Source organism: Thiomicrorhabdus marina (assembly GCF_017571465.1).
Taxonomy (GTDB): domain Bacteria; phylum Pseudomonadota; class Gammaproteobacteria; order Thiomicrospirales; family Thiomicrospiraceae; genus Thiomicrorhabdus; species Thiomicrorhabdus marina.
Map to the genome: position 1 here is coordinate 15,915 of NZ_JAGETV010000021.1, position 26,581 is coordinate 42,495.

21 protein-coding genes are annotated in these 26,581 nt (G+C 46.3%); 14 read left to right on the forward strand and 7 right to left on the reverse strand.

Annotated features, from left to right (window positions below):
* Positions 1 to 37 precede the first annotated feature (37 nt).
* From ectB to J3998_RS10215, 12 genes are all read left to right on the forward strand, one after another.
* Positions 38 to 1,300 (forward strand): diaminobutyrate--2-oxoglutarate transaminase, encoded by a 1,263-nt coding sequence (gene ectB, locus J3998_RS10160; protein WP_208150554.1) that lies wholly within the window; start codon positions 38 to 40, stop codon positions 1,298 to 1,300.
* A gap of 51 nt (positions 1,301 to 1,351) precedes the next feature.
* Positions 1,352 to 1,744, forward strand: a complete 393-nt coding sequence (locus J3998_RS10165) for an ectoine synthase (protein WP_208150555.1) — start codon at positions 1,352 to 1,354, stop codon at positions 1,742 to 1,744.
* 88 nt (positions 1,745 to 1,832) lie between these two features.
* Positions 1,833 to 3,041, forward strand: coding sequence for a chromate efflux transporter (gene chrA, locus J3998_RS10170; RefSeq protein ID WP_208150556.1), 1,209 nt, complete (start codon positions 1,833 to 1,835; stop codon positions 3,039 to 3,041).
* A 151-nt stretch (positions 3,042 to 3,192) separates the two neighbouring features.
* A complete protein-coding gene (locus J3998_RS10175) occupies positions 3,193 to 4,650 on the forward strand; it encodes an aspartate kinase (protein WP_208150557.1) in 1,458 nt (485 codons plus the stop codon).
* 174 nt (positions 4,651 to 4,824) lie between these two features.
* Positions 4,825 to 6,585, forward strand: a complete 1,761-nt coding sequence (gene dauA, locus J3998_RS10180) for a C4-dicarboxylic acid transporter DauA (RefSeq protein ID WP_208150558.1) — start codon at positions 4,825 to 4,827, stop codon at positions 6,583 to 6,585.
* A 173-nt stretch (positions 6,586 to 6,758) separates the two neighbouring features.
* Entirely contained in the window at positions 6,759 to 7,892 is a 1,134-nt protein-coding gene (nrdB, locus tag J3998_RS10185; RefSeq protein ID WP_208150559.1) for a class Ia ribonucleoside-diphosphate reductase subunit beta, read from the forward strand.
* A 111-nt stretch (positions 7,893 to 8,003) separates the two neighbouring features.
* Entirely contained in the window at positions 8,004 to 8,711 is a 708-nt protein-coding gene (locus J3998_RS10190; RefSeq protein WP_208150560.1) for a histidine phosphatase family protein, read from the forward strand.
* 10 nt (positions 8,712 to 8,721) lie between these two features.
* Positions 8,722 to 9,954 (forward strand): metallophosphoesterase, encoded by a 1,233-nt coding sequence (locus tag J3998_RS10195; protein WP_208150561.1) that lies wholly within the window; start codon positions 8,722 to 8,724, stop codon positions 9,952 to 9,954.
* Between the two features lie 34 nt (positions 9,955 to 9,988).
* Positions 9,989 to 10,282 carry an amphi-Trp domain-containing protein gene (locus J3998_RS10200; RefSeq protein ID WP_208150562.1) on the forward strand — a complete coding sequence of 98 codons (294 nt, stop codon included), beginning with the start codon at positions 9,989 to 9,991 and terminating at the stop codon, positions 10,280 to 10,282.
* Between the two features lie 18 nt (positions 10,283 to 10,300).
* The gene (locus J3998_RS10205) at positions 10,301 to 11,929 is read left to right on the forward strand and encodes a phosphotransferase (protein ID WP_208150563.1); all 1,629 of its coding nucleotides are present in this window, start codon (positions 10,301 to 10,303) and stop codon (positions 11,927 to 11,929) included.
* On the forward strand, positions 11,922 to 12,857 hold the full coding sequence (locus tag J3998_RS10210) for a GAK system ATP-grasp enzyme (protein ID WP_208150564.1): 936 nt from the start codon (positions 11,922 to 11,924) through the stop codon (positions 12,855 to 12,857). Before J3998_RS10205 ends, J3998_RS10210 begins: the two co-directional genes overlap by 8 nt.
* 21 nt (positions 12,858 to 12,878) lie before the next feature.
* Positions 12,879 to 14,060 (forward strand): HprK-related kinase B, encoded by a 1,182-nt coding sequence (locus J3998_RS10215; protein ID WP_208150565.1) that lies wholly within the window; start codon positions 12,879 to 12,881, stop codon positions 14,058 to 14,060.
* On the opposite strand, the gene J3998_RS10220 is transcribed toward J3998_RS10215, so the two are convergent.
* Genes J3998_RS10220 through J3998_RS10230 form a run of 3 tightly spaced genes read right to left on the reverse strand, consistent with a single transcriptional unit; the run spans position 14,057 to position 16,789 of the window.
* A complete protein-coding gene (locus tag J3998_RS10220) occupies positions 14,057 to 14,881 on the reverse strand; it encodes an ATP-binding cassette domain-containing protein (protein WP_208150566.1) in 825 nt (274 codons plus the stop codon). The two genes, J3998_RS10215 and J3998_RS10220, sit on opposite strands and share 4 nt — an antisense overlap.
* Positions 14,881 to 15,879 (reverse strand): FecCD family ABC transporter permease, encoded by a 999-nt coding sequence (locus J3998_RS10225; protein WP_208150567.1) that lies wholly within the window; start codon positions 15,877 to 15,879, stop codon positions 14,881 to 14,883. Before J3998_RS10225 ends, J3998_RS10220 begins: the two co-directional genes overlap by 1 nt.
* A gap of 19 nt (positions 15,880 to 15,898) precedes the next feature.
* Positions 15,899 to 16,789: a YihY family inner membrane protein gene (locus tag J3998_RS10230; protein WP_208150568.1), complete on the reverse strand. Its 891-nt coding sequence runs from the start codon at positions 16,787 to 16,789 to the stop codon at positions 15,899 to 15,901.
* A gap of 146 nt (positions 16,790 to 16,935) precedes the next feature.
* Between J3998_RS10230 and J3998_RS10235 the strand changes: the two genes are divergently transcribed.
* Positions 16,936 to 20,517, forward strand: coding sequence for a hydantoinase B/oxoprolinase family protein (locus tag J3998_RS10235; RefSeq protein ID WP_208150569.1), 3,582 nt, complete (start codon positions 16,936 to 16,938; stop codon positions 20,515 to 20,517).
* A 3-nt stretch (positions 20,518 to 20,520) separates the two neighbouring features.
* On the opposite strand, the gene J3998_RS10240 is transcribed toward J3998_RS10235, so the two are convergent.
* Both J3998_RS10240 and J3998_RS10245 read right to left on the reverse strand, forming a co-directional pair.
* Positions 20,521 to 21,075, reverse strand: a complete 555-nt coding sequence (locus J3998_RS10240) for a DJ-1 family glyoxalase III (protein ID WP_208150570.1) — start codon at positions 21,073 to 21,075, stop codon at positions 20,521 to 20,523.
* A 106-nt stretch (positions 21,076 to 21,181) separates the two neighbouring features.
* Positions 21,182 to 22,501 carry a S41 family peptidase gene (locus J3998_RS10245; RefSeq protein ID WP_208150575.1) on the reverse strand — a complete coding sequence of 440 codons (1,320 nt, stop codon included), beginning with the start codon at positions 22,499 to 22,501 and terminating at the stop codon, positions 21,182 to 21,184.
* Positions 22,502 to 22,732: 231 nt separating this feature from the next.
* Between J3998_RS10245 and J3998_RS10250 the strand changes: the two genes are divergently transcribed.
* Positions 22,733 to 23,044, forward strand: coding sequence for an ArsR/SmtB family transcription factor (locus J3998_RS10250; RefSeq protein ID WP_208150571.1), 312 nt, complete (start codon positions 22,733 to 22,735; stop codon positions 23,042 to 23,044).
* A gap of 346 nt (positions 23,045 to 23,390) precedes the next feature.
* Here the strand turns inward: J3998_RS10250 and J3998_RS10255 are convergent, their stop codons facing one another.
* Both J3998_RS10255 and glmS read right to left on the reverse strand, forming a co-directional pair.
* On the reverse strand, positions 23,391 to 24,209 hold the full coding sequence (locus J3998_RS10255; protein ID WP_208150572.1) for a putative metalloprotease CJM1_0395 family protein: 819 nt from the start codon (positions 24,207 to 24,209) through the stop codon (positions 23,391 to 23,393).
* Between the two features lie 260 nt (positions 24,210 to 24,469).
* Positions 24,470 to 26,317: a glutamine--fructose-6-phosphate transaminase (isomerizing) gene (glmS, locus tag J3998_RS10260; RefSeq protein ID WP_208150573.1), complete on the reverse strand. Its 1,848-nt coding sequence runs from the start codon at positions 26,315 to 26,317 to the stop codon at positions 24,470 to 24,472.
* Positions 26,318 to 26,581 lie beyond the last annotated feature (264 nt).

Sequence of the window (26,581 nt, forward strand, 5' to 3'; positions counted from 1 at the left end):
AAACAATTTTCAAAATTTAAATAAGAGAGACCAATTGATGTCAGCTTTAGAAATTTTTAATACTTATGAATCCGAAGTTCGCGGATACATTCGTTCTTTCCCAACCATTTTCGATACCTCTAAAGGCGCGGAAATTTGGGATACCGAAGGCAAACGTTATATCGACTTCTTCGCCGGTGCCGGTGCTTTGAACTACGGTCACAACAATCCGAAAGTGAATGCCGCGATTATTGATTACTTGCAACGCAACGGTATCGGCCACGCATTGGATATGGGGACCGTTGCAAAGAAAGAGTTTATCGAAGCTTTTGTGACCAAAATCCTGCAACCGCGTCACCTTAACTACAAGTTACAATTTGTCGGCCCGACAGGGACTAACGCCATTGAAACCGCGCTGAAAATTGCGCGTAAAGTGAAAGGCCGTAAACAGGTGATGAGTTTCACCAACGGCTTCCACGGCATGTCGATGGGGTCATTGAGTATCACCGGTAACCAGTATTACCACGACGACAGTTACGGCGTTCCGGGTTATACCTACCAAGTGCCTTTCCATAACTATCTTGGCGATAAGGTCGATACCATCGCCTATTTACGTAAGATTCTGGAAGACGCCTCTTCAGGTACCGAACTGCCGGCGGCAATCGTTTTGGAAACCATTCAGGCTGAAGGCGGCATTAACGTTGCCGGCCCGCAATGGCTAAAAGACCTGCGTAAGATCTGTGATGACTTCGATATCCTGATGATTGTTGATGACATTCAGGTCGGTAATGGCCGTACCGGCGACTTCTTCAGTTTTGAACGCGCCAATATCCAACCGGATATCGTTACCCTGTCGAAATCCATCGGTACCGGTCAACCAATGTCTTTAGTATTAATGAAGCCGGAACTGGATAAATGGTCTCCTGGCGAACACTCAGGGACTTTCCGAGGTAACAACCTGGCATTTATTGCGGCCGCTACCGCCATCAACGAATACTGGGCGGACGATACCTTCGCCAACGAGAATAAAGAAAAAGCCAAACTGATTGAAGAGCGCATGCAAGATTTAGCGCTTTCTTTCCCACACCTGACCAAAGATGTTCGCGGCCACGGCTTTATCTGGGGCATCGAATTCCGTGATGCCGATTTATGCGGCAAAGTCTGTAGTGAATGTTTCGACAAAGGTCTCGTCATTGAAACCGCCGGCTCGGAAAGTAATGTCATCAAATTTTTAGGGCCATTAGTTATCACAGAAGCGCTGATTAACGAAGGTTTCGACATTTTGAAAGACGCGATCAAAACCTGTTCAGCCGACTACTAACCAATAAACTAATAAGGCTCACGAGTGGTGAGCCAAAAACAAGGATTTTCCATGATTGTAAAAAACCTCTATGACGATGTGATCGGCACAGACGCCGATGTAGACTCTAAACAATGGACTAGTCGCCGTTTACTGCTAGCCAAAGACGGCATGGGCTTTTCGCTACACGACACTCTAATCAAAGAAGGCGAAGACCTGCATCTTTGGTATAAAAATCACTTAGAAGCAGTGTATTGCATCGAGGGCGAAGGCGAAATCTACGACAAGGCGACCGGCATTACCTATCCGATTCGCGAAGGCACCGTCTATGCACTGGATCAGCATGACCAACATATTCTTAGCGCCAATAAAGGCTCGCAGATGCGCATGGTTTGTGTATTCAATCCGCCGGTAACCGGTCGCGAAACTCACGATAAAGACGGTTCTTACAATCTGCCGGAATAATCGGTATCGGGCTGCAATAAAGGATTCATCCACACTTGTAGCGTAAAAGGTAAAATCGGGCGTAAGTAAAAATAAATAGGTATGTCCGATGTTTTCATCGCCCGCTTCCAACCTTAGTAAAAGCTTACAAGTGCTATGGCATTTTTTCTGGCTTGGCTGTGTCAGTTTTGGCGGGCCGGCTGCGCATCTCGGTTATTTCCGGCAGCATTTTGTCGAGCGCATGAAATGGCTGAATGACAATGACTACGGCCAATTAATTGCACTTAGCCAGTTCTTACCGGGCCCCGGTTCCAGTCAGGTCGGATTTGCCATCGGCTATCGATATGCCGGATTACTCGGCGCTTGGGCGGCCTTTATCGGTTTTACCCTGCCATCGTTTTTATTATTGCTATGGGTCGCACTCTATCAGCCGCCAAGCGACCAGCCGATTTATGCACTAGTCATTAGCGGTTTAAAACTACTGGCAGTAGTGGTAGTCGCCGATGCGGTACTGAAAATGTTTCGGCAGTTCTGCCAACGGATCGAGACACGTGTCGTCGCAGTCGTTAGTGCGTTATTACTTTTAGGCTTTGCTGGCAATTTAATGCAAATCGCGGTTTTGGTATTGGCCTTCGCAATTGGCTGGCGCTTTTTTGCTTGCAAGCAAATCGTAAATTCGACGACACCGCCAAACATAAATAAACCTTTGTTAAGCTGGCTGTTTCTTGGTTTTATCGGTGCGCTGATTGCCGTTTACCTGTTATTGCCAAATCAGTTCATATCGCAATACCTTTGGCTAAACCTGTTTGCGCCGTTTGCACAAGCCGGCAGTTTGGTCTTCGGCGGCGGACATGTCGTATTACCGCTACTGCAAAATTCGATTGGCGAGCAGGTTAGTAGCGAACAATTTTTGACCGGCTATGCATTAGCGCAAGCAGTGCCGGGTCCTATGTTTACCATTGCCGCGTATTTAGGAGCCATTCTAATGCCACAGACTCCGATTATCGGAGCGGTTATCGCCACGCTTGGCGTCTTTTTACCAGGGCTATTACTGATTTTAGCACTGCTGAATTCATGGCAAAAATGGGCGCACCACCCTCAATTACAAGGCGGCATTAAATTGCTCAATGCGGCAGTAGTCGGATTGTTATTGGCGAGCTTAATCAATCCAATCGCAAGCAGTGCAATTGTTGATCTGGCAAGTGCCCTAGCCGCTTTATTCGGCTTTATTTTGCTACGACGTTACCAGCTGAAAATCGGCTGGCTTTTGCTGATTTACGCGCTGATCTGGCCGTGCATTCTTTGGATTTGGGGATAAGGCGATTTAGCTCGCAATTTTCCATTCACAAAACGGCAATACGACTGTAAAATAGCGCGCATTTTTTCGGGAACTGTAAAACCCAGAACCCTAGGGGTTGTTGACAATTCATAATCCTTATTAAACAACGACTTAAGAGACGTAAAATTCCATGTCTAACTCAGAAAACTTGTCTGCATCACGTTCGTTAAGTGTAGAAAAAATTGGCGGTACTTCAATGAGCGCCTACGAAGCGGTACGCGACAATATCATTCTGTACCCAGAAAACCGTTATAACCGTGTTTTTGTCGTCTCCGCATATGGCGGCATCACCAACTATCTGCTTGAGCACAAAAAAACCGGCGAACCTGGTGTTTACGGCCTGTTTGCGCGCGGCGATGATATGCACGCTTGGCAGGAATCTTTAGAAACGCTACGTGCCGAATTGCTGAAAATCAACGCCGAATTATTCTCCGACGGCGAACAGCTAAAACACGCGAATGCCTTTATCGACGAACGTATTACCGACACTCGAGAAGTTTTGATCAATCTGCACGAAATCTGTAGCCACGGTCACTTTGAACTGCGTGAACACCTACTGACCGTTCGTGAACTTTTGGCTTCCATCGGTGAAGCCCACTCGGCTTACAATCTGGCCGAGTTGCTGAAAAACCATGGTGTAAACAGTGTCTTGGTTGACCTATCCGGTTGGGACGTCAAAGAAAAAATGCCGCTGGACGAGCACATCACCACAGCGTTTGCTGACATTGATTTCACCACCACTTTACCGATTGTCACCGGGTACGCGCACTGCTCGGAAAACCTGATCAGCACTTTCGACCGTGGTTACTCTGAAATGACTTTCAGTCGTATCGCGGTAATGTTAAAAGCAACTGAAGCCGTTATTCATAAAGAATTCCACTTATCTTCTGCTGACCCGCGTCTGGTCGGAGAAGACAATGCCGTGCCAATCGGGAAAACCAGTTACGACATCGCTGACCAGTTGGCAAACCTAGGCATGGAAGCAATTCATCCGCGAGCAGGAAAAGGTCTACGTCAGGCAGAAATCCCATTGCGAATTATGAATACGTTCGAGCCGGATCATCACGGCACCTTGATTACCGCCGATTACAAAGCGGCAGAACCACGCGTTGAAATCATCGCCGGTATGGAAAGCCTATTAGCGGTAGAAATCTTTGACCAAGAAATGATGAATCAGCAAGCGGACTACGAAACGCAAATTCTGAAAATCACTAAGCGCCTAAATTGCCAAGTGGTCAGTAAAGATTTCAATGCCAACACCATCACCCTATATATCGACGGTTCTTTAAAGAAAATCTCTAGAGCGACTGTGCAGTTTGAAGAGTTGTTCCCGTCGGCGCAAATCACCACCAGCAAACTTTGCATGGTCTCGGCGATGGGTTCCAATATGCGTGTTAAAGGCCTATTGGCAAAAGCAATTCAAAGTCTTGCTGACCAAGACATCAATATCGAAGCGATGCACCAAAACACTCGTCAGGTTGAGATGCAGATTTTCGTTGATGCCGAGCACTACCCAACGGCGGTAAAAGCCCTGCACCAAAAACTGATTGAAGTGCATAACCACGGCAATGCGATTGCCAAGCACTAACGGTCTAGGGAAGCGATGCTGGAATTTTCCTGCATCGCTTTTTTTGTATCAAAATTTTCACTTCTCCTCCTAATCTCGTGTGCTTTACAGCGAAAATTTAGTCTATGGCAATCGCCAAGTGGCTCTGTTCTGGCATAATGCAAAGAAACCTTTACGCTTTCTCGATACCTTTATATGCCCTATTCCAACAACTTAAAAAGCCTAAAAATCAGCTACGGCCTAATTGATTACATCAAAAAAGAGGGCTATAACCGCCAAGCGTTCGGCAAAGATTTATTAGCCGGTTTTACCGTCGGTATTCTTGCTATTCCAATTTCAATGGTATTGGCGACCGGTATCGGGATTTCGCCCATCTACGGGCTTTATACTGCGATTGTCGCCGGATTTTTTACTGCCCTATTCGGCGGTTCACGCTTTAGTATCGCCGGGCCAACCGCTTCTTTCGTTATCCTGCTGATTCCGGTAGCAGAAAGTTATGGTCTATTGGGCGTAGTGCTCGTCTCTTTAATGGCCGGTTTATTATTACTGGTAATGGCTTACTTAAGGCTCGGACGCTGGATTGAATATATTCCCGAATCGATCACCCTCGGTTTTACCACCGGCATCGCGACGCTGATAATCTTATTGCAGATGAAAGATGTCTTCGGATTGCCATTACAAGAACTGCCGAGCGACTTTATCGAACGACTGTGGTTAATGACCCAAAATCTACCGCAAATTCATTGGCAATCAGCAGTCGTCGGTATCAGCACCATGCTGTTTATGATTCTCTGGGCGCGTTTCAAATTCCGCCTGCCCGGTCACCTGCCAGGAATCATTATCGCCAGTTTCGTCACTTATTATTGGAATCTGCAAGGCGCGGAAATCAAAACCGTCGGCGAACTGTTTGCTGAAATCCCACATTTCTTGCCCACTTTTCAAGGTGACTGGATGCTGGAAATGCTGTCGTTAATGAACAGCACGGAAATCTGGGAAATGCTGAAATTCCTACTTCCGATCGCCTTTACTCTAGCAGTACTTGGTGCAATGGAATCCATGTTCTGTGCGGTGGTGCTCGACAACACTGCCGGCACCCGCCATTCACCGAATAGCGAGTTACTCGGACAAGGCTTAGGCAATGTTTTATCATCGCTATTTGGCGGCTTTGCTTCCAGTGGCGGTATGGCACGTTCAATGACTAACTTGCGGGCGGGCGCACTGTCACCGGTAGCCGGAATGGTACACGCAGTGGTGGTTCTATTTGCCATTTTCTTTTTAGCCAAACTATTGGTGCACCTACCAATACCAGCTATGTCGGCACTGCTGATTCTAGTCGCTTGGCGGATGAGTAATTTCCCGCGCGCGCTGGAACTCGTCAAACGTAACCCAGATAGCGATACTTGGGTTTATCTCAGCTGTTTTGTGATGATTCTATTGTTTGATGTTTCCGTCGCAGTAACCGCGGGGATGTTCCTCGCGTCGATATTGTTTGTTAAAGAGATTGCCGAAATGACACGCTTGCAGGATATCCGCAATGTGGAGCGTTATCACACCGAAAACCTGCCTGAAGAATGGAATATCTACCGTATTCAAGGGCCGCTGTTCTTCGCCGCAGCCGATCGGATTTTCGCGGAAATCGCCGAAACACTGCCGGAAAAAGACGGGATTGTGTTACAGATGGATGCGGTCACCATTCTCGACTCCGGTGGGCTGGCCGCGCTACGTCGTTTTGTCACCTTAGCGGAAAATCAACATGTTGAAGTCTATCTCAGCGAGCTGCAATTCCAACCATTAAAGGCCTTAGCACGTTACGGTTTGGCAAAATTTGGCGAGCATTTTCAATTGTTCTCAAATCTGGATGAAGCACAGTTGGCAATTCATGAAAAACTGAGCGAAAAACCAGAAAGCTCAGCCGTCACAAACAGTAGCCTCTCCATTAAGGATAACGCAGAATAAGTTTAAATGGCCTCAGGCAGAGCAAGAATTGAGCTTCGATCCTACCCTGCATTGAAATAGCAACTTTGTTAAATAACATTCGTTCGCATTTAGAATTTAGAGTAGAATAACTGACCAATTTCCTACGACAGCCAATACACGAGGAAATCCATAGATATAAAGGACGAACGGATATGAGTTGCCAAGAAAAAAATACTTACTCAACTTTTTGCCAAGGTGCAAACAACGCGATGAACGAGCCGATGTTTTTCGGTCAAAACGTCAATGTTGCACGTTATGATCAGCAAAAATATCCGTTCTTCGAAAAACTGATCGAGAAGCAACTTTCTTTCTTCTGGCGTCCCGAAGAAGTCGATATCTCGACCGACCGCGGTCAGTACCAAACGCTTCCTGAAAACGAACAACACGTTTTTGTTTCTAACCTGAAATACCAAACGCTATTGGATTCGGTACAAGGTCGTTCACCAAACGTTGCCTTACTGCCGCTGGTTTCAATTCCAGAACTGGAAACGTGGATTGAAACGTGGGCTTTCTCGGAAACCATCCACAGTCGTTCTTATACGCATATTATCCGTAATATCTTCACTAACCCGTCGGAAGTGTTTGACGATATCGTCGATAACAAAGAAATCACCAAACGTGCTTTGGCGGTTACTTCGCACTACGACGAGTTGATTGCGCTGACCAATAAGATGTATGCAGAAGAAATCGACATTGAAAAAGACGATGAGTTCCGTAAGAAAATCAAAACTCAGCTGTATCTAACTTTGGTTTCGGTTAACGTTCTAGAAGCGATTCGTTTCTATGTTTCTTTCGCTTGTTCATTCAGCTTTGCCGAACGTTCATTAATGGAGGGTAACGCTAAAGTAATCAAGCTGATTGCCCGCGACGAAGCACTGCACCTATCCGGCACGCAAAATATGTTGAGCCTAATGGCGAGCGGTAAAGACGACCCTGAAATGGCGGTTATTGCTAAAGAGCAGAAAGAAGCGGCAATTGAAATTTTTGCCTCTGCAGCGCAACAGGAAAAAGAATGGGCTGACTATCTATTTAAAGACGGTTCGATGATCGGTCTAAACGCCAGCATCCTTAAAGAGTATGTTGAGTACATCACTAATGTCCGTCTTAAAGCGCTCGGCTTTGACCCAATCTTCGAAAACCGTAGCAACCCGCTACCGTGGATGAATAACTGGTTGGTTTCTGACAACGTTCAAGTTGCTCCGCAAGAATCAGAAATCAGTTCCTACCTAGTCGGTCAGGTTGACTCGAAAGTCGATACCTCCGACTTTAGCGGTTTCGATCTTTAACCCTTGCAAATTTCAAGAGGACTTTGTGCCTATAAAGGCACAAAGTCCCTTGTCACAAATCTTTCAAGGAGCTGTTATCTAAGCGTCATTCTGCATTTCTAAACTGACGCCATGAAACGATGTTATTTAGCCTTTTTGCGCCATGCTCACTATCACCAAGCTGAGCAAGTACCGAGCGCACACCAACCATACGGCCTGACCGATCAAGGAATTGAAGAATGTCAGACAGCCGCCGATACCCTTCAAAAACTGCTTGAGCACCAAAACTGGGAACTGCACCCCAATTTGTACAGTGCCAATCTATTGCGCTCTTGGCAAACCGCTAATGAAATCAAACGGCACCTACCTTGGCCAAGCCAAATTAGTAGCACTGCGGCATTAAACGAACGCTCAGTCGGTTCCTTAGCGAATCTAACGCTTGAACAAATCGAAGCCGTCATTGAACAAGACCCGCGTTTTTCTGAACTGCCTCCACACTGGAAGAGCAATTCCGATTTCTGCCTACCGGTAGATGGTGCCGAATCATTAATGCAAGCCGGCACCCGCGTAAGTCAGTTTATTCAACAAACGCTTAATCAAGTCTTAGCTCAAGGTTCGCACAGCGGCAAGCCACAACTGGTCGTTATGGTTGGGCATGGTGCATCTTTCCGCCACGCAGCCTATAAATTGGGCATTTTGGATAAAGCCGAAATCGGCCGTCATTCCATGCATTACGCACAACCGATGGTATTTGAATGTCGTCAAGAACAACACGCGATGGCAATTGACCATCTGGCGGGCAAATGGAAAGTCCGTCAAGAAGTTGAACGACCGGATTAGAGGAAAAGCCATGTCGACATTACTATTCAATGCATCTGCTTCATCGAATAATCTTCCGCCGCACAACTGGATAGCGCCGCAGAAAACCGTCCACTTTATTTGCGATTTGCATGCCGACGCAGATGCCTTGTTGGCTTCTCTGAAACTTGGTGGTTTATTGGCAGCTGAATCCACATTAGAAAATCCGCTATTGACCGAAAAAGCCTCGGATGCCAGCGTAATTATCGGCGGCGACTGCTTTGACAAAGGCCCAAGTAATCTAGCACTTTTCCGTCTGCTAAAACGCCTAGTCGAATCCAATTTGGATTTACAAATCCTTGCCGGCAATCATGACTTACGCGTCTATGCCGGTCTATTGGCGACCGACTTTCAGGACGATCTCCGCCAAGCACATTTTTTTGTACGTATGGGACGCAAAGCAGCTTCGCTGTTTGCCGAGGTCTATCAGCAATATTGTGCCGAGATGCCGTTACCGAAAACCCCGTCGAGCTGGATTGAAAATTCGCTAATGCCGGATGAAGAGTGGTTTGAACTCTTTCCAAAGTACGCTTGCAACTTCATGACAGCGAAACAGATTAAAAAAGAGCTCAAACAGATTCGCAAGAAACGCATCGACTTTATCAAGGCATGGCGCGAATACGGCTACGATTGGCAACATCTGGCGCTGGCGGTAGAAAAAGCCAAACAGCTCTTTATCGAGCCGGACGGCGAGTTTTACTGGTTCTTCCAAAATTTGGAACTGATGCAACGCCATGGTAGCTACCTGTTCTGCCACGCCGGTGTTGATGACCGTATCGTACATCGCATTTTGGATGAAGGCTTCGAGCAGATTAATCTAGAATTCAACGACAAGCTGCGACAAGGTAAGATTTTCGAAATCTACTACAGCGAACTGGGCAATGTCGTGCGTACCAAATATCGTGACAAAGACAATCCACTCAGTGAACTCGGCGTGCAATCTCTTAAGAACCAGGGAATTTTCGCTCTGGTTAACGGCCACCGTTCTCATGTCAATGGTCAACAATTGGTGTTGCGTAACAAACTATTGCACATTGAATGTGACGCCGAACTTAACGCCAACTGTCGCGCCAAGAGCCATCTAGCGCCTGGAGCGGCTGCCGTGACAATATTCAACACTTATGGTACGGTCAACGCTTTGAGCACTAACCGTTTTTCACTCGGTGTTTTACAACGTAACTTTGAGCCAGGTCATCAAACTTGGCAAGAAAGTTTGCTAGTCTAACTGACTGCATTCTAGGGTCTAAAAGGAGAGAGACATGGCCAAGAAAACAGACTACTTTGAACATGAATCTCTGCAGGATCGCGATGCAGTGGTCGACTATTTACAAGCCTTGGCAAAAGCGATTCAAAAAGGTGAAATTCTGCTTTCCGACGGTGATGAAAAACTGCTCTTACAGCCAAACGATCTAACATTGATGAGCCTTAAAGCCAGTACTACCAAAAAGAGCCAAAGCTTACGTATCAAGCTCACCTGGAATCAGAAAAATGATGATGAGCCGGACAAAGAGCCGTTATTCATTAAGGCTAAAAAGCCTAAAAAATCCTCTTAATATAAGCACGCTAGCAGAATGAACAAATTGTTTCCAGAAATCTATGAGAGCCTGCGCTTTCTCCTTATCGATTTGCAAAAACAGCTACTGGCACTTATCGAGGGGATTCGCGATGCCGATCCGGACAGCTTTAAGAAAAGCCTGAGTCGCACCGCTTATATCGAAAACGCACACCTTAGCCTACTGAATCGCGCTTACCGGACCATTCAAAACAGCAGCGGGGATTATCGTGCGGAAATTCAAGGTTACGAGCATGTCTCTTACAGCTTAATCAGTCTGTCACGCCAATTAGAAACGGTAAGCTATCAATTACAGCGTAACGACCCTTTAAAAAACTTGCAAAAGCGCCGTGTTTTAGCGGCTCTTCAAGATCTCTATAATGGTTTGGAATTGATTGAACCTGCCATCGAAAGCGACGATCTGACTCTATCGATTGACATTTGCCAATTACAAGCACGTATCGAAAAAGCCTGTAGCCAACAGCTGAAACGTTATCAGCAAAAGCTACAGGAAAAATACGAAGACGATCTGATACAAAGCAGCTTTGTCGTCAAAGATATTCAGTACATGGCCAAGACGCTGCTAAAAGTCGGCGAAGGCGTGATTTCCGGTAAACTGGGTCAATTCATCGAAATCGACAGTTATCAAAAACTGGAAGCCACTTTATCGGAAATGGATTTCGATCTTGCCGAACAGCAGATTCATATTCACCCGATGGGCGAAACCAAATCCGGTTGCACTATTTCTGGTGTGGCCTCTGCCAGCGAAGCACAAGACGAAGTATTGGCAATTTTCAAAGAAGGCCAGAAAAAGAAACTGCTGGAAGAGAAAATCGGCATCGAAACTTGGCATGAAAAATTCCCTGGTATCGCTCCGGAAGTGTATTCCTACCAAAAACAAGGTGATAAAGCCGCCCTATTGTTTGAGTATCTAACAGGCCAGACTTTCGACAAATTACTCCTAGATAATCGCAAAGTCTTACAAGACGGGCTGAACTGTCTGTTCTCGACCTTAACCGAGATTTGGCAGGCGACCGAACAAGAAAAACGTATGCCGACTAGCTTTATGTCGCAATTACAGAAACGTCTCAGTAGCATCTATGCGGTACACCCGGAATTCAATTTAAAAGGTCTACAGATTGGTGATGCCAAACAGCCCTCGCTGGAAAAACTGATTAAACAAGCCGCCAAGCTAGAAGAAAAGCTACAACCGGCCAAAGCGGTTTATATTCACGGCGATTTCAATGTCGATAATATTCTCTTCGATGTTATTAAGTGCGAGATTAATTTCATCGATCTGCATCGCTCCGAATATCAGGATTACAGTCAGGATTTATCGGTATTAATGGTCTCTTTCTACCGATTAAAACAATATGACCCAAAAATCCGCCAACGCATTCGCTTGAGTATGCAAGCAATTTACGACTTCGGTGCGGATTACGCCGAACAAAATAACGATAATGACTATGCTTTGCGCATGGCTTTAGGTTTAGCGCGTTCTTTTATCAGCTCAACCCGTTTTGTTCTCGATAAAGAACACGCTCGATCTATGCTCTATAAAGGGCGCTTCTTACTGGAACATCTTAGCCAAATCGATAAACAAGAATATAAAAACTACCAGTTACCTAAGGAGCTATTCCGTGATTAAAGCTGTTGAGCAACTCAAAATCGGCGTGGTCGGCATTCCCGGCAAATGGTCGACCGAAGTGCTTGCTGATGAGATAGAAGCCAAAACCGGCTTCCGTTGCGTCATCGATATCGAGAAAGTCGTAGCGGATTTATCCATGCCGACCGTCACCTACAACGGAACTTGTCTCTGTGAACTTGATGCAATAATCATCAAAAAAATCTCGCAGACCTATAGCCCGATGGTACTTGACCGCTTGGAAATTCTCCGCTTTGTTGAATCGTGCGGCGTCAAGGTGTATTCAAAGCCGTGTGAAATCATTCGTCTGGTTGATCGCATGAGCTGTACAGTATCACTGGCAAGAGCGAAAATTCCAATGCCGAAAACCGTGATTACCGAAGATATCAATGCGGCATTAAATGCCGTCAAAGATTTTGGCGAAGTGGTTCTAAAGCCCTTGTTTTCAACCAAAGCACGCGGCATGCAGGTCATCAGTTCAGAGCAAAGCGATAAGAAAATCCTTAATGAATTACAAGAATTTTACGATGTACACAAATTCTTCTATATTCAACAAAAACTCAATTTGCCCGGTCATGATATGGGGTTGATTTTTTTAGGTGGCGAATACCAAGGCGCTTATGCCCGTGTCGGTAATGGCGAGAGTTGGAACACCACGATTCATTCCGGCGGAAAATATGCAGAAGTCTGTCCGAATCAAGAAATTATCGACATGGCTCGTAAGGCTCAAGCGCAATTTGATTTAGCCTACACAACGGTCGATATTGCCGAAACCGATAATGGTCCGGTCTGCTTCGAAGTTTCTGCATTCGGTGGTTTTAAAGGCGCACAAGAAGGCTTGGGATTGAATATGGCCGGCGCTTATGTAGACTATGTGATTGCCGACTTGCGAGCCGAACAGCAATCCAACGCGATCAATCCTGCCGACTAAACCGGAAACGATTCTGAATTTATGAGTAACCCGACAGCCTTGTACCAACAATTAATCAGTCATAAACCGCAAGCACTTGCCCAGAACCTTTGGCTGATTCTGCCGCAAGCGAGCTATCGTCTTTTCAGTAATTCGCAGAATCTACTGAATGAATTGCACGACTACTTTGTTGGACAGGCTACTTGGCAAGCGCCAAACGATAACCACCCCCTCGTCACAGAGATTTACCTTTGGCAAAGCACTGATGCAGCGACTCTGATTGCCGCCACGCCTTGGGAAGATTGGTTGCGAGAAGCCGGTAAAAGTGGCCGCAAAGACGCAGTATACGATCTGCATTTTACCCATGGCGATATTCGTCTGTTACATAAAGTTAAAACCGGCATGCTGTTTGTGCAACCGAGCACCAATAATTCACACGATGCGCTAATGGCTTTCGGGCCGGCAGAACAGCACCCAAATCAAATGATTAATTTCATTCTGACCCAATACCTTAATCAACACTTGCGAGAAGATTGGCTACTTGGACATGCGGCAGGCCTGCAAATTAAAGGAAAAGGCTTGGCGATTGCCGGTCTATCCGGCGGTGGAAAATCAACCTTGATGTTGCAGTTATTGGAAGATGGCGAACACTTTATCAGCAACGATCGTCTGCTGTTTGATCACCTTACCGATACAGGGTTAAGCATGCGCGGCATTCCAAAACAACCGCGAATCAATCCCGGCACGATCGTGCATAATTCTCGCCTGCATCCACTTATGAACGAGCAACAGCGCGCCGATTTTTTGGCAATGCCACAAGAAGAACTACGCGCCTTAGAGCTCAAATATGACGCACCGGTTGATAAGATTTTCTGGCCGAATTGTTATCAAGGCGAAGCTAAACTGGATTATCTAGTCATCCTGAATTGGCAGGTTAATAGCGACCAAACCACTTCGATTAAACAGACAACCTTAGAAGCATCGCCAGAATTGATTCCGGCCTTAATGAAAAGTCCGGGTCCATTCTATTGCTCAGCTGAGGGCGAATTTTTAAAAAACGGGATTACGCCTGATGCCGAAACTTATCGGCAACGCCTTGGCGAAGTACCGGTTTTAGAATTGAATGGTAAAGTCGATTTTACAGTCGCCAAACAACTGATTTTAGATACCTTAAGCCCTACTGAGAGCTTTGCACGAGATAGTTTCACAAATAAAAATGGTTAAAATTTCGGCAAAAGCATTGTCTTACCGTCCGACTGCTCGACGATTTGCAACTGCATCTGCAAACCGTTTTCTAAGGTCGTTTTCTGTAAAACCGTCTGCGAATCGCCTTCGGCAAAGACTTGGCCGTCTTTTAACAATAACACTCGATCGGCCAATTGTTGCGCCAACGGTAGATCATGCACCACCATAATCACTCCCAAGCCTTGCGCGCACCAAGTTTTCAGCAAACTCGCGAAACACTGTTGATGGCGCATATCCAAAGCGGCATTCCATTCGTCCAACAAGAGCCATTTACCGGAAAAATCAGGTTGCTCTTGCGCTGTTTGTTGAAGCGGCCAGATTTGCGCCAAAGCCCGCGCCAGATGAGCACGTTTGAATTCACCGCCAGATAAATTAAGAACCGAGCGTTCAGCCAAATCGCCTAAATCGCAAATTTGCAAAATCCGGTTTAACACTACATCAAAATCAGCAACATGCTGATAGGCTTTCACCAATTCACTGCCAAGCTGAATCTCCAACCCCAGACTAACCAACTGACGGACACTAAAATCAAATTGCATGGTTTGCTGCTGCTCGACTACCGCTCTTTGCAAAGCCAGTTCTGGTAATGGCAGTGTCTGCAAATCTTGCTCACGCCAATCGATAACCCCAGAGGACGGTTGCTGACTTTTTGCCAAAAGTTTTAACAGCGTTGATTTACCGGCTCCGTTTTGGCCGAGAATCAAATTCACCTTTCCGGCAATAAAACTCGCATTAACTCGGCTTAACAAGCATTTCTCGCCCTGCTGAAAACTGAGGTTATGGCATTTAATCGCGTCCATTACTGCCATCCTTGGCGGCGCTTAAGCAGCATCATTAAAAAGAACGGCGCGCCCAATAACGCCATCAATAAACCAATCGGCAGTTCCAGAGGATACAATAAAATTCGAGCTAACCAATCCGCCAAGACCAGTAACAAAGCGCCGCCTAAAGCACTGAGCGGCAACACTAATCGATGGTCTGCACCAACCCAAAGACGAATCATATGCGGTACCACCAAACCGACAAAACCGATTACGCCCACCAGTGCCACTGCGGTACTGACCATCAAGGCGCTAAAGAAAATCACCTGCCATTTAAAACGGTCATTATCAAAACCGAGATAGGTCGCGCTATGCTCACCGAGCACAAACGCATTCATCGAACGCACCAAGCGCCATAACATCATGGTCGATAACAGCACGATGACACTCACCAACAACACCGATGACCACGGCAGATTAACCAAAGATCCCATTAACCAGAAAGTCACTGAACGCAGTTCAACAAGGTCGGCAATACTCAGCAGCATCTGCGTACCTGCGCCCATTAAGGCATTAACCGCAACACCAGCTAACAACATCAAAGCGACATCGGTTTGTCCTTTATTGGTTGCTAGACGATAGATAAGCCAAGTCGCCAATAAGCCGACAACAAAAGCCGATACACCGACCTGCCACAAAGCGACCTGCTGCCAAATAACCCCGCCGAGTACCATAATAAATACCGCGCCAAAAGCCGAACTGCTGGCGACACCAATCAAGCCGGGCTCTGCCAAAGGATTACGAAACAGCGCTTGTAGGGCAACGCCTGCCACCGCCAAACCAGCACCAACCACCATTGCCATGACCACTCGCGGCAAACGCAATTCCTGCAAAATAAACCATTGTTGCGGATTTAATCCGCCGCTGAGGCTCTGCCAATTCAAGCCGTTATAACCGACAAAAAGATGCGCAAAAACTGCCGGCAACAACAAGGCCAGCAATAGTAGGCTTTTAGAAATAGGAAACGTTTTAGCCATGCTCGGAATACGTCAGCAATTATCTGTTTACAGCGTTTTGAACGCTATTTTCATCACGCCAACCACGATACTGTTCGCTTAAAGTAGCGACAACGGCACCATTCCAAATGACAATAAACCACGTCAAATATAGCCACAATAGAAACAGCGGCACTGCGGCAAAGGCTCCGTAAATCAAATCATAGGTTGGAAACAGCTTCACATAAGCGGCAAAACCGACCTTTAATAGCTCCATCTGCGCCATAGCCAAGAAGCCGCCAATCGCTGCCGCACGCATCGAAACATAGCAGGCAGGAACAAACTTAAACAACAGAGTAAAGCCTAGCCAAGACAGCATCACCGGAATGATTTTCAAACCAAACAAGAGCTTCTCAATAAACGGCGTGGTATCACTTATCAGAGGCAAGGTCAGAATCGTTGTACTAATAACCAAGCTTAAACCCAACAAAATCGGGCCGAACAGGCTGATACCGAGATAATGCAATAAACTGACCCACCAGCGGCGCTTACGCACTTCCGGCCAAAGCTCGTTGAGTTTTTGGTCAACTTTCCATAGCAACATTAAAGTGGTAATCAACATCACCACTAGCCCCGGCCATTTCAAACTGGTGGCTTTTTCCGAAAAGATAAATAGATAATCTTGAATCACCGGTTGCGAACTCGGCATTAAGTTAGCGATCACCTGTTCCATCACCAACTGCTCAAACTCTTCAAAGTAGCTAGAAACTGAAAACAACGCCAACATAAAACCAAGCATCGGCACAATACCGACCAGCGAAGTATAGGCCAAAATCGCCACCGCATCAGTGCCTTTCTGCTGTTGAAAGCGCACTGCTGAACGTAACCAAAAGCGCCAATGGCTAATGGTTTTTAACATCGAAAATTTCGTTTGCGTTAAAGACTTCGGCATGGAATCTCATTCTTTAGAAAATATGCCTATGATACCTGCCTGCTGCAAATTTTTCCTGTCCTTGGCAGTCAAACCCCTTCAGCTTTTGCTCACTTGACTCAATCCGTATAATAAGCGCCAATTTTGATGGCAAGTCGGGCAAATGGATGAACAGTAAACAGTGGCAATTTTGGATAGACCGTGGCGGCACTTTCACCGACATTGTTGCAATGCAACCGGATGGAAATCTACAAACCCATAAATTATTGTCGGAAAATCCAGAACAGTATTCCGATGCCGCAATTGCCGGCATCCGCCATTTTCTGCAAACACCGGCCGAACAAGCGATTGACGTGTCGCAAATCAGCTGTGTCAAAATGGGCACCACGGTCGCCACCAATGCTCTTTTGGAGCGAAAAGGCGAAGCCGTTGCGTTAATTACCAATCAGGGTTTTGCCGATGCCTTGAAAATCGGTTACCAAAACCGCCCGGATATTTTTGCCCTCGAAGTGCGCACGCCAAAACCACTTTATCAAACGGCTATCGAAGTCAGCGGACGTCTAGATGCACAAGGTACTGAAATCGAAGCCTTGGATGAAGCGACCACCAAACAGGCGCTCGCCGAACTAAAAGCACAAGGTTTCCAAGCCTTGGCAATCGTCATGCTACACAGCTATTTAAATCCGGCGCATGAATTGCAAATCGCTGCATGGGCAAAGGAGCTGGACTTTGCACAAATATCTACCTCAGCTCAGACCTCAGCCCTGATTAAATATGTTTCCCGCGGTCGCACCACCGTGGTTGATGCTTATCTCAGCCCAATTCTGCATCGCTATGTACAACAAGTAGCGAGCCAGTTGCCGGGAGTCGATTTACAGTTTATGCAATCACATGGCGGCTTATGTCAGGCACAACATTTTCAAGGTAAGGATGCGATTCTTTCCGGCCCGGCCGGTGGAATTGTCGGCGCAGTCAAAACCGCTGAACTGGCCGGTGAACAACAAATCATCGGTTTCGATATGGGCGGAACCTCAACCGATGTTTCGCATTACGCCGGTGAACTGCAACGCAATTTCGAAACCAACGTCGCTGGCGTGCAAATGCGCGTACCGATGCTGGATATTCATACTGTGGCAGCCGGTGGCGGTTCCATTATTCATAGCCATCATGGCGAAGTCCGCGTCGGACCTGAATCAGCCGGAGCCAATCCCGGCCCTTGCGCGTATCGTCGTGGCGGCCCGCTGACAGTGACCGATGCGAATGTTCTTCTAGGCAGAATCCAGAGCCAGCATTTTCCGGCGGTGTTCGGCGAAAATGCTGACCAGCCATTGGATAGCACGGCGGTACGAACAAAATTCTCGGCGATGGCTGCTGAGCTCAATATGCAGGCCGAACAACTTGCTGAGGGTGCACTAAATATCGCCGTGGAAACCATGGCCGATGCAGTGCAGAAAATTTCTACCCAGCGCGGTTATGATTTGCAAAATTACACTTTGGTCAGTTTTGGCGGCGCCGGCGGTCAACATGCTTGTGCGGTTGCTGAGAAACTCGGCATGCAAAAGGTATTGCTACACCCTTATTCCGGCGTGCTGTCCGCTTATGGAATGGGCTTGGCGCAAAGTTCGGTATTAAACACCCGCTCCTATCAAAACCCGCTTAGTGATTTGGCAAACCTTAGCGCAGACATTGCCTCGCAAAAAAAAGCCGCCATTGACGAACTTGAAGCTCAGAACGCACCGTTCTCAGAAGCGAAAATCACGCTACACTTGCACTACAAAGGCAGCGATACCACACTAGATATCGCTATGCAGAACGATGCCGATTTCAACCAATACCAACGGCAGTTTACCGACAGCCATCAACGCCAGTTCGGATTTAGCCTAGATGCCGACATTTTGATTCACAGCATCACGGTAGAAGCCATGAGCGAAGTACATCAGGCGCAACCGCAAAGCCATTTTTCCGATAATCCTGCTGAACCGATTGAACAGGTACAAACTTTCAGTAATGGCGCTTGGCACAAGACTAATGTCTATCAACGTCACGAACTAGCACAGGCACAAGAAATTTGCGGACCGGCATTAATTTTAGAATCAACCGGCACCATTTATTTACCCGCGAACTGGCACGGACAACTGCTTGCCGACGGCCAATTCAGCTTGCAGATAAATAAATCGGCAAGCACCACTGAGGACAAACAAGTGGATAGCGACAGAGTTGATCCGATTAAACTCGGGCTGTTTAACCACCGTTTTATGGCAATCGCCGAGCAGATGGGCGCAGTCTTGGCCAAAACCGCGCACTCGGTCAATATCAAAGAACGCCTTGATTTCAGCTGTGCACTGTTTGATGCGCAAGGCCAGTTAATCGCCAATGCGCCGCATGTTCCGGTACATCTTGGTTCAATGGGCGAATCGGTGAAAACCTTAATTGAACGACATGGTAATACACTAAAGGCAGGCGATGCCTATGCACTGAACAACCCTTACGCTGGCGGCACCCATCTGCCGGACATTACCTTGATTTCGCCGGTTTTCGTCGATGGAAGGTGCCAATACTATGTGGCATCACGCGGTCATCATGCTGATGTTGGCGGTTTGACACCGGGCTCAATGCCGGCCGACAGCGAACATATTGAACAGGAAGGCGTATTATTGGACTGTGTGCCGGTTTTGCTTGGTGGTACTTTGCAGCAGCAGAGTTTACAAGATGCCTTTACCGGAGCTAAATATCCGGTGCGAAACCTAACGCAGAACATGCATGATTTACAGGCGCAGATAGCCGCCAATCAAGCTGGGATTAGCGGCTTGCAACAGCTTTGCCAACAGGTCGGCAATACCGAAGTGAATCGCTATATGCGCTTTGTCTTGGCGCATTCCGAAAACGCAGTAAAAGCCCTGTTACCGACTTTAGACGACGGTGAATTCTGCTATCAAACCGACCAAGGTGCGCAAATCTGCGTTAGTATCCGCATTGATCAACAACAAGGTCGTGCCTGCATCGATTTCAGCGGCAGTAGCCCACAACAGAACAATAATTTCAATGCGCCTTATGCGATTACGCGTGCGGCAACCTTGTATGTCCTGCGCACCCTGATCGACCAGCCGATTGCTTTGAATGACGGTTTTTTACGTCCGATTGATTTAATTGTGCCGAAACGCTCAATCCTCAATCCACAATATCCGGCAGCCGTTGTAGCCGGCAATGTCGAGACCTCGCAGGTAGTCACTGACACTCTGTATGCCGCACTGCAAATCCAAGCCGCCTCACAAGGTACTATGAACAACCTGACTTTCGGCGATAACACTTGGCAGTACTACGAAACGCTATGCGGCGGAACCGGAGCTGGTAAAAACTATCATGGTGAAGACGCGGTACATAGCCATATGACTAACTCACGCCTGACCGATCCGGAAATATTCGAGCTACGGTACCCGGTTCGTTTACGCCGCTTTGCGGTTCGTAAAAATAGCGGCGGTCGCGGCGCATTCAATGGCGGCCATGGTTGTGAACGACATATTGAATTCTTGAAACCGATGACCGTTTCAGTCTTGAGCAATCACCGCCAAATAGCGCCATATGGCATGGCTGGCGGCGAGAATGGACAAACTGGGCAACACGGTCTGCAAAAAGCGGGAATGCAGCAGGTAACGTGGCTAAATAGCACCTTCAGCGAAGTTTTTGCCTCCGGCGATATGTTATTAATGCATACGCCGGGCGGCGGTGCTTATGGAAAGAAAGCGGAATAAAATTTAAGGACGCACCAGAGCCGCTTCAACTTGGGCTCTGATTTCTTGACCTTGTAATATTTCGACCAAGTGCAAAGCAAAATCCATCGCCGTTCCCGGACCACGCGAAGTGATGATCTGCCCGTCTTGAACCACTGGCGTCTCAAGATATTGCATATCTGCTGCCGGAGCTTTATTGATTACACCCGGGTAGCTTGTGGCTTGTTTACCATCCAATAAACCGGCACTGACCAAGACCTGCGGTGCCGCACAAATCGCAGCCGCAAGACCGCCTTGTTTGACCGTATCTTGCAATAGCTGGCGCAGTCGCAAATCGGCTTGCAGATAGTCCGCGCCCGGTAAACCGCCCGGGAGTGCGATTAAATCAAACTTCTCAACTAGCACTTCATCTAAGGTTTTCTGCGCCACTAGCTGCATACCGCGACTGGCAGTAATAATGCGGTTGTCATCTAAACTTGCAGTAACCACTTCAACACCACCTCGCACGAGAATATCGGTGATGGTGACCGCTTCCAACTCTTCGCAATCCTGTGCCAGAGGCACTAACACTCGGCTCATAACGTTCTCCCGTTCCAAGTTGATAAACATTGTTCTTAGCGACATACAAAAAAGCCACCGTATCAAACTCAATACGGTGGCTTTCTAGAGATTCAATAATCGAATCTTATTTAAGCTGTTGCGCCAAAATCATCGTTTTAACCAAACGCATCGCTTCACTTAATTCAAAGTCTTTCTCAAGAATTTCAGCCGTTTCTTCGGTAATGCCGTCTTCATTTTCTGAAGGCTTTTCACCGTTCGCGACTTTCTTCTCTTCGTCACCTTCTAGGTGACCGGAAAGATCTTTTTCTTTAACACGTTCAATTTTTGCTTCGACTTTCTCGACTTTCAGACGGTCGATTTCAACATCTGGAACAATCCCTTCTGCCTGAATCGAACGACCCGAAGGAGTAAAGTATCGCGCAGTAGTCATTTTCATTGCTGCGCCGTTATTCAACTGCATTAGCGTTTGCACCGAGCCTTTACCGAAGGTATCGCGACCGGCAATAATCGCTCGTTTCTGATCTTGCAACGCACCGGAAACGATTTCCGAAGCTGAAGCAGAGCCCTCATTAACCAATACCACTACCGGCTTGCCGTTCATAATATCGCCATCTTCAGCAGAGAAACGCATTTGCGAGTTACGAATACGCCCCTCGGTATAAACAATCAAACCTTCATTCAAGAATGCATCGGAAACTTCTACCGCCGCAGTTAAAACGCCACCTGGATTATTTCGTAAATCTAAAACCAGACCGGCAAGCGGTTTGCCATTTTCTTGCTCCAACTTATCTACCGCTTTCAGCAAATCTTGGCCAGTGCGAACTTGGAACTGACTGATTCGAACATAGCCTATCTCGTCCTTAAGCATACGCTGCTTAATACTTTTTACTTTAATAACGGCACGCGTCAATTCAACTTTTAACGGAGCATCTTCGCCCTTGCGCACCACCGTAAGCTCAAGCTTCGTACCTGGCTTACCGCGCATGATCTTAACCGCTTCGCTCAGCGTTTTTCCCTTGACCGGTTCAGAACCCAATTTAATAATCAAATCGCCAGCTTGCATTCCCGCTTCTTGAGCCGGGGTATCATCAATTGGCGAAATCACTTTAACGAAGCCATCTTCCATACCGACTTCCATACCAAGACCACCGAATTCACCACGAGTATGCTCTTCCATCTCTTTGGCATCAACTGGCGGAAGGTAAGCAGAATGCGGATCAAGGCTGGACAACATGCCGCTAATTGCCCCTTCTAGAAGTTGTTTATCATCAACCTGATCAACATAGTCGGTAGAAATTCTTTCGTAGACTTCGACAAAAGCGCGTAACTCCTGAAGCGGAATTGAGTTACTGGCTTGTTGTACCGATTCGGTTTCTTTATCTGCCCAAACATTGGTTCCGACTGCTATTAAAGCGCCAAGAACCACACCGGAACTGACCCACATGACTTGTTTTAGTTTTGAAATCGCCACAGGTTCTCCATTTAGTAAATTACTGCGTAATCTTGCCTTTATAATGTTTTCGCAGAGAGTATTCAAGTTAGATTCAGTTTTTTGCCCAAAAATTTTTAGCGTTGCATAAAAATTCCTAGAGGTGACACTAAGTCCACTTTTCATTAGAATTATCTGCGATAAATTACAGAATATCGTTATAAAGTTAAAAAGTGGTGAGTAAATATGGATGAAATCCCATTTGCAATGAAAGAAGAAAACATACAAAAAGCTTCAAAAGCGCTAAAAGCCATGGGCCATCCATTACGACTGAAAATTCTTTGCGTGATCGGCGAAGAAGAACTACCAGTCATGGAAATCGTCAAACAAGTAGGTACCACGCAAAGTAATATCTCTCAGCATATTGATATTCTTCGTGAAAAAGAAATCATAACTTCACGCCGCGAAGGCAGCAAAATTCTATGCAAGGTTCGCGATCGCGATATCTTAACCTTAATGGAAACCATGCAAAATACCTTCTGCCCAGCCAAACACTAATGTAAAGTGTTTTAAATACCGGAATCTTGTGAAGAAAGCATTCCGGTATATCATCCCGAAAAAGCTTCTTTACATAAGCTTTGAAGTCTAGAATCTTTTGAAAATTCATATTTGATTTTGATTCTCTTGTTACTTAACAACTCGACAATCAAGTTACTATCTCGAACGCCCCTCTGGGTGTCGAACTCTTCGTTTGAGCTAAATTTATAAAGCATATCCTCGAGAGCATGATTTGAGGCTTGCGTTCAAAAACGTTCAAGACATTTTTGTGGTATTCCAAATGGATGAAGAGTCGCGCCAAGTGTCGGGTTGTTAAACACAACCTTAAGCGCAATTAAATGGCTTTTTAAGCGAAGACGTTGCTAAGAGTTAAGCGCGTTTCAAACTGGCTTCTTTCCATTGCAAGCTGCTGTAAGCCGGGATTTTGCTTTATCAAATCCGATTGCAAGGGCTCAATTTGATTGGCTGGTGATTCAACTTGATTATCTATTTGGTTAGCTGCGACCGTTGAACCACTATTTTCTTGTGTTTCCGATTCCTCAAGCGACGAAGTGGAATCCATCTCAACCTGCTGTTGTTCAAGAATTTCGGCACGAGCTTCGTTCATCATTTGCGAGGCAGCACTGGCAACACGCAAATCTTGTGTGGAAGGTTGTGCCGGAGCTAGTGCCGCTTGCTGCACAATCATTGCTTTTTGTAGGGTCGCTTCTGGATCGTTTGCAATCGGTGAAGTATCAATCCCGACTTCACCACCTATTGCATAGCGCTTGCCGTCCGGGCCCGTTTGATAACTGTAACTGGCTCCACTGGTCGCATAACTTCCGGCAGCAGATAAATGAGCCTGTTCATGCGCACGTACTTCACGATCACGTGCTTTTAATTGACTGATTACGCTATCGATTTGTTGTTGTGCAGAGCGCTCTTCTTGGGTCTGCTGAGCTGGGTCCGTGCTTGAAGAAGTATTCTCTTGGGAAACCGAACTAGTAGACGGGATTCTGCGGCTTGGAATGGAATTTAAGGCTTCGCTATTTTGCTCGGCGATTCGGTTATCGGTGGCACTTTTTGGCGAATTTTCGGCAATACGATTAGCATCAGTTACCTGTGCCTGCGGAATCATCGCCGCAGGTTGTGAAGCCATAATGGAAGCATTGATAGACATCGCCATAGCGCACCAATAACCTTGCTTTACAGTTCAAAAAACGAAAAGTCCAGCTGACCTTATTTCACAGTCGCCTCATATTCATTATATTGACAATCACAATGGCAAACAAAACTTTTTAAAATCAAATGGTTAACAGTTTATAGAATTTGATAATTGACCACTACTGATAACGAGGTGGGGAATGCTTGCACTGGAATACCAAGGTTTCAAACGGCACATAGCAAAACAATGCGCCGAAAAACAACAGGAGAAGATCTTAAAGATTATTCTACAGTCACCGATTTGGCGAGATTTCGAGGTTGATCAACATCGGTGCCTTTTATCAAGGCGACGTGATAACTTAATAATTGAAGAGGGATATTGAAAGTAATTGGTGCGGTGATACGACCCACATTGGTAGTCGCCTTAATAACATTCAGATCATCTCCATCGGTATTGACATTAGAATCCTCGTCTTCAAAGACAATCATCTGCCCACCGCGAGCTTTAACTTCTTGCAAATTTGATTTTAGTTTTTCCAATAGCTCATCTTTTGGCGCAATCGCAATCACCGGAATAGTGTCATCGATCAAAGCTAGAGGACCATGTTTCAGCTCCCCTGCCGGATAGGCTTCAGCATGAATATAACTAATTTCTTTTAGCTTAAGCGCACCTTCCATCGCTATCGGATACATGGTGCCACGCCCCAAGAATAGCGCACTGCCTTTATCGGCAAATTGCTGTGCAATGTCTTTAATCACTGCTTCATGTTGTAAAGCGCTTTGAATCAAGCTCGGCAACTTCTGTAACCCGGCAACAATCGCTTTTTCTCGCCCCGTACTTAAACGGTTTTGCACTCTACCCATTGCGGTCAGGAATAGAGCAAGTGCGACTAGCTGAGTAGTAAATGCTTTGGTCGAGGCAACACCGATTTCTGGGCCTGCGTGGGTCAAAAAGACCAAATCCGATTCACGCGTCAGGCTCGATTCCGGTACATTGCAAATAGTGAGTGATGCCAAATCTGCCTGAGTCGCTTTAGCAGAACGTAATGCCGCCAAGGTATCAGCAGTTTCTCCAGACTGGCTAATGGTTAGCAATAAAGTATTCGGACGAATCACAGGGTTACGATAACGGTATTCACTAGCCACTTCCACCAAACACGGCATACCGATAATATCCTCAAACCAATATTTCGCCACCAAACCTGCGTGGTAACTGGTTCCGCAGGCAATAATCTGCACTTGCTCAATCTTAGAAAAAATCTCTTCAGCCTGATGACCAAAAGCCGAAACCAAAACAGAATCGCCACTGATTCTACCTTGTAGCGTATCGATGACCGATTGCGGCTGCTCGAAAATCTCTTTGTGCATATAGTGACGATGTTCGCCTAACTCGACCGACTGGCTACTCAAATTTGATATCGTTTCCTCGCGTTCCACAACATTGCCATTAGCGTCCAGAATAGTTAGCTGATCACGTTTAATTTCGGCAATATCACCTTCTTCTAAAAAGATAAATTTTTGCGTCACCGGCAAAAGAGCCGCTACATCAGAAGCGATAAAATATTCGCCGATACCGACACCGATCACCAAAGGACTGCCGCAACGAGTGGCAATCAGCAAATCATGATCTTTAGCAATCACCCCCAAAGCATAAGCACCGTCAAGCTGTTTAACCGTTTCTTGTACCGCCTTCAACAGACTATCGTTATCCTTGCCAAGATGCTGGTCAATCGCATGAGCAATTACTTCGGTATCGGTTTGCGAAGTAAAACGATAACCAGCAGCTAATTGTTCGGTTTTTAGCTGAACATGATTTTCGATAATACCGTTATGAACCACTGCAACACGATTGTTGCAAATATGCGGATGCGCATTTTCTTCGGCAGGAATACCATGCGTTGCCCATCTTGTGTGCGCAATTCCAATAGAACCGATAAATGCTTCACTTTGCGCTTCAATTTTTTCTTGTAGCTGAGCAATTTTACCGATTGAACGGACGCGTTTTAATTCATTATTTGCTAGTAACGCGACTCCAGAAGAGTCATAACCTCGATACTCAAGACGACGCAAACCTTCCACTAAAATCGGGGTTAAATTTCGCTCGGCAATCCCGCCAACAATTCCGCACATAACTAACTCTTTCAGCCCAAATTAAGAAATTTTAAAATCCGCTTATAGTACCAGTTTAAGAGAACATTCCCCAAGAAAATTCCCCTCTTCAACACTACTTAATAGCACTATTTTTGCTACATCCAACAACAAAAACGGGCACTTAAAAAATTAAGTGCCCGCTAATTAGGGAAGCGCAGAACAAGTCCAAATGGCTTCAGGCAAAGTAAAATTTAGGCTAAGCAAGGCGTCTGTTTGCCGTCATGTCTAGACCTGACAAAAAGA

Bases quoted from the DNA above. Each gene is read 5' to 3' on its own strand.
- ectB (WP_208150554.1), top strand. From the start codon at position 38: ATGTCAGCTTTAGAAATTTTTAATACTTATGAATCCGAAGTTCGCGGA.
- J3998_RS10165 (WP_208150555.1), top strand. From the start codon at position 1,352: ATGATTGTAAAAAACCTCTATGACGATGTGATCGGCACAGACGCCGAT.
- chrA (WP_208150556.1), top strand. From the start codon at position 1,833: ATGTTTTCATCGCCCGCTTCCAACCTTAGTAAAAGCTTACAAGTGCTA.
- J3998_RS10175 (WP_208150557.1), top strand. From the start codon at position 3,193: ATGTCTAACTCAGAAAACTTGTCTGCATCACGTTCGTTAAGTGTAGAA.
- dauA (WP_208150558.1), top strand. From the start codon at position 4,825: ATGCCCTATTCCAACAACTTAAAAAGCCTAAAAATCAGCTACGGCCTA.
- nrdB (WP_208150559.1), top strand. From the start codon at position 6,759: ATGAGTTGCCAAGAAAAAAATACTTACTCAACTTTTTGCCAAGGTGCA.
- J3998_RS10190 (WP_208150560.1), top strand. From the start codon at position 8,004: ATGAAACGATGTTATTTAGCCTTTTTGCGCCATGCTCACTATCACCAA.
- J3998_RS10195 (WP_208150561.1), top strand. From the start codon at position 8,722: ATGTCGACATTACTATTCAATGCATCTGCTTCATCGAATAATCTTCCG.
- J3998_RS10200 (WP_208150562.1), top strand. From the start codon at position 9,989: ATGGCCAAGAAAACAGACTACTTTGAACATGAATCTCTGCAGGATCGC.
- J3998_RS10205 (WP_208150563.1), top strand. From the start codon at position 10,301: ATGAACAAATTGTTTCCAGAAATCTATGAGAGCCTGCGCTTTCTCCTT.
- J3998_RS10215 (WP_208150565.1), top strand. From the start codon at position 12,879: ATGAGTAACCCGACAGCCTTGTACCAACAATTAATCAGTCATAAACCG.
- J3998_RS10220 (WP_208150566.1), bottom strand. From the start codon at position 14,881: ATGGACGCGATTAAATGCCATAACCTCAGTTTTCAGCAGGGCGAGAAA.
- J3998_RS10225 (WP_208150567.1), bottom strand. From the start codon at position 15,879: ATGGCTAAAACGTTTCCTATTTCTAAAAGCCTACTATTGCTGGCCTTG.
- J3998_RS10230 (WP_208150568.1), bottom strand. From the start codon at position 16,789: ATGCCGAAGTCTTTAACGCAAACGAAATTTTCGATGTTAAAAACCATT.
- J3998_RS10235 (WP_208150569.1), top strand. From the start codon at position 16,936: ATGAACAGTAAACAGTGGCAATTTTGGATAGACCGTGGCGGCACTTTC.
- J3998_RS10240 (WP_208150570.1), bottom strand. From the start codon at position 21,075: ATGAGCCGAGTGTTAGTGCCTCTGGCACAGGATTGCGAAGAGTTGGAA.
- J3998_RS10245 (WP_208150575.1), bottom strand. From the start codon at position 22,501: ATGTGGGTCAGTTCCGGTGTGGTTCTTGGCGCTTTAATAGCAGTCGGA.
- J3998_RS10250 (WP_208150571.1), top strand. From the start codon at position 22,733: ATGGATGAAATCCCATTTGCAATGAAAGAAGAAAACATACAAAAAGCT.
- J3998_RS10255 (WP_208150572.1), bottom strand. From the start codon at position 24,209: ATGGCGATGTCTATCAATGCTTCCATTATGGCTTCACAACCTGCGGCG.
- glmS (WP_208150573.1), bottom strand. From the start codon at position 26,317: ATGTGCGGAATTGTTGGCGGGATTGCCGAGCGAAATTTAACCCCGATT.